2 protein-coding genes are annotated in these 3,704 nt (G+C 48.4%); one reads left to right on the forward strand and one right to left on the reverse strand.

The window, feature by feature from the left end; genetic code table 11:
* Positions 1-213 precede the first annotated feature (213 nt).
* Positions 214-2,499: a hydratase gene (locus tag CLOSYM_RS11470; protein ID WP_021642240.1), complete on the reverse strand. Its 2,286-nt coding sequence runs from the start codon at positions 2,497-2,499 to the stop codon at positions 214-216.
* 187 nt (positions 2,500-2,686) lie between these two features.
* Between CLOSYM_RS11470 and CLOSYM_RS11475 the strand changes: the two genes are divergently transcribed.
* Positions 2,687-3,640, forward strand: coding sequence for a LysR family transcriptional regulator (locus tag CLOSYM_RS11475; RefSeq protein ID WP_021642241.1), 954 nt, complete (start codon positions 2,687-2,689; stop codon positions 3,638-3,640).
* The last annotated feature ends 64 nt before the right edge of the window (positions 3,641-3,704 follow it).

Consider the following 3,704-nt stretch of genomic DNA (forward strand, 5'->3'; position numbering starts at 1 on the left):
ATGATGTATTCCGCGAGGTGTTTTCGCTGTTTTTCGCGAAAATCCCGGGTCTGGCGGCGCGAAACGGCGTTTTTTGCCGTTTCTGTGCATAATTTGTTGCAGTTCGGCCGAAGGCTGAACTGTAACCATAAAAGGCATGCCGGAGATTGTTTATCATCCCCGGCATGCCTTTTATGCATTGCCTCTTTATATATCTGCTTCATGTTTCTTTATTTATCTGTTACGGTTATAGTTAATCAGGCATCCCGCCTTCACGATCTCCCGCTCTTCAGGCGTCATATCAGCGATGTGGAGCCGGATTTCCTGAACTTCATCTTTAATCACATATGCTCTGATATCTGTCAAATCACCGTTCAGAATCTTTTTGATACCCGGAATGTAAATATAATCTCCGACCTCAAATTCCGGTTCTTTATCCATCAGAAACGGTATCATCCCCCAGTTCATTACATTGGAGCGGTAACGTTTCGTTGCGTATTCTCTGGCGATATTGGCAAGCCCGCCGAGTACCCTCTGGCAGCTGGCGGCCTGCTCCCTGGCTGAACCGTCCCCCGGCTTTACCGCATAAATCATGCTTCCGATTTCCGTTTCCTCCGGTTTTACATTCTCACTGCCGGGAACCTTGCGGATCCCCTCAAAAACTTTCTCAAGCTCTCCCGCTTTCTCAGACGGGTTCACACCTGCATTTCTGAGTTTTTCCAGCTCATTTACTTCTTTCGCACGTCCCACATACTGAGGATCTCTTCTGGATAAGGTAAATTCAGCCAGCCCAAGCGGATTGGAACGGTATGAGGAGGTTTCTCCGGATGGAATCAATTCATCCGTCGTTGTGACTTCGTCCATAATCTTTGAGCATACCTTGAGAAGAATATTATCGGTCAGAGGACTCATCTCAGGCCATGCCTTAATGTTCGGGCCGCATACCAGTTCCTCTTTTTCCTGAGCTCTGTCATAGCCGAAGAAAACTCTGTTCTTATATACTGTGTCGTCAAAGTGATAATCCGGCACATCTCCCCAGCAGTCCATTGTCTCTGCAGAGGTGAGCATTCCGCCGTTTGCCGCCGTCGCCGCAATGGAACGGGCATCCATCAGGGCCACGCCTGCCATCTGTCCCGCACCCGGCTTTGAACCTTCCCGGTTCGGGAAGTTCCTGGTTGTGTGACGGATACTGAGTCCGTTGTTGGCCGGAGTATCACCGGCACCAAAACACGGGCCACAAAAAGCGGTTCGGATAATGGCTCCCGCTTCCATCAGTCCGCTGACTGCATCTTTCTTCACCAGGTCGATGAACACCGGCTGTGAGGAAGGATACACGGAGAGTGTAAATTCCCCATTGCCGCAGTTTCTGCCGCGAAGCGCATGTGCTGCCTGGATCACATTGGTATAATTGCCTCCCGCGCATCCAGCAATGACGCCCTGCTGCACCTGGAGCCTGCCGTTAACAATTTTATCAACCAGTCTCAGGGAACCTTCGCGCCCCGCTATCCTGTCGGCCTCCTTCTCTACCTCTGAAAGAATGTCGGCCAGATTGTGATTCAGCTCATCAATCTCATATGTATTGCTCGGATGGAATGGAAGCGCGATCATCGGCTTTACCGTACTCAGATCCACATAGATGGCTCCGTCGTAATACGCCGTCCCGCCCGGATTCAGTTCTTTATAATCGTCTTCCCTGCCATGGAGCTTCAGGAACTGCCTTGTATCTTCATCCGTTCTCCAGACAGAGGAAAGACAAGTAGTCTCGGTGGTCATTACATCGATTCCATTTCTGTAGTCCGTATCCATCTCGGAAACGCCCGGTCCCACAAACTCCATCACCTTATTTTTAACATATCCATTTTTAAATACAGCTCCTATAATGGCCAGGGCAATATCCTGCGGCCCTACAAACGGGGACGGCTTTCCGTCGAGATACACTGCGACCACTTCAGGACAGGCAACGTCATATGTGTCGCAAAGAAGCTGTTTTACAAGTTCACCGCCGCCCTCTCCGATTGCCATCGTACCGAGAGCGCCATATCTGGTGTGGCTGTCGGAACCGAGAATCATTTTCCCGCAGCCGGCCATCATCTCTCTCATATACTGGTGAATTACGGCAATGTGCGGAGGCACGTAGATACCGCCGTATTTCTTTGCCGCAGACAGACCAAATATGTGATCATCTTCATTGATTGTACCGCCTACGGCACACAGGGAATTGTGGCAGTTTGTAAGCACGTAAGGCAGGGGAAAACGTTCCATTCCCGATGCAATTGCCGTCTGAATAATTCCGACAAATGTAATGTCATGGGATGCCATACTGTCAAAACGTACTTTAAGATTCTCCATAGAGTCTGATGTGTTATGCGCTTTCAGAATTGAATAGGCAATCGTGTTCTTTCTGGCTTCTTCTATGGAAATTTTTCTGCCTGTTATCTGTTCCACTCTGGCGCTTTCTTTTTCTTCAATCAATTCCTCGCCGTTTAAAAGATATACCCCGCCCTCATACAGTTTTACCATGTGATACCTCCCGAATGTGATAAGATCGATTTGTACTTTCTTTTTATCTTGTTTTATTATATAATGTTTTTAATCATAGTACAAATATTATATAGATTATATAGTATATATTATTTATCCTATACCATAAATTCATCTATAATTCATCTCACAGAAAGCGCCGCTTTATTATGGAAAGGAGACTCAGATGACCCAGCGGGAATTGATTTATATCAAAACAGTAGCAGATGAGAAAAGCATATCCCAGGCCGCCAAAAAGCTTTTTATCGCCCAGCCGTCCCTCAGCCAGTATATTAAACGGATTGAAGACAGTCTGGGAACCCCTCTGTTTAACCGGGCCTCTACCGGGCTTACCCTGACGTATGCCGGTGAAAAATATTATCATATGGCTCTTCAGATTCTGAAAATGTACGAGAATTTCGAACTGGAGATCAGCGATATCAATAATATGAAAACAGGACGCATTCATATCGGCATCACAAGCCAGCTGGGAACTGTCGTCCTGCCCGGAATCCTCCCCCGGTTTATGGAGCAATATCCTTCCATCGAGATAACTGTTACGGAAGAGACCTCCGATCGGCTGGAAGCTCTTCTGACAGCCGGCAAGGTTGATTTTATTATAACGCACGCCCCCAAGGAATCCGGCAATCCCCAGCTGGAATATCATTTTCTTTCCAGGGATTATTTTCTGATCGTAGCGGGAAAGGATTCCCACCTGTGCGCTCTGGCAGAACAGGCCGTGTCTGACAATGGTTCAATATACCCCGTTTTGGACGTCAGGCACCTCGCCAAAGAGCCGCTTATCATGCTGCCCTCCTCCCAGCGGATCCGCCAGGTGAGTGATTCCATCTTAAAACGTGCCGGGATAACCCAGCCCGTCATCCGCCTGACCGTGAAGAATTTTGCAACAGCCCAGCTTCTGGCTGCTTCCGGCGCCGGAGTAACGCTCATCCCCAGTCAGTATTCGAAACTGACTATGGTAGATGCGGCATTTTCCTGTTTTTCCATTCCCCCGGTATATAAAGCGTATTGGGATCTCTCTGTCGGAACATCAGCCGGCTCTTTTTTATCCAGGGCAGACCATGTTTTTATCGAGGCAATGAAGGAAATCTTCAGCGAACCATTACTGACGGAAAGATAAAATACAGATACCGGCTGTTCTACGCCGCGGCAGTCAGCACCACCGGCTTAGCCGGTGGCCTGCT

This window comes from [Clostridium] symbiosum ATCC 14940, from assembly GCF_000466485.1.
In the GTDB taxonomy this organism is placed as follows: domain Bacteria; phylum Bacillota; class Clostridia; order Lachnospirales; family Lachnospiraceae; genus Otoolea; species Otoolea symbiosa.

Excerpts from the sequence above, each read along its gene's own strand:
- CLOSYM_RS11470 (WP_021642240.1), bottom strand. The coding sequence starts at position 2,499 with ATGGTAAAACTGTATGAGGGCGGGGTATATCTTTTAAACGGCGAGGAA.
- CLOSYM_RS11475 (WP_021642241.1), top strand. The coding sequence starts at position 2,687 with ATGACCCAGCGGGAATTGATTTATATCAAAACAGTAGCAGATGAGAAA.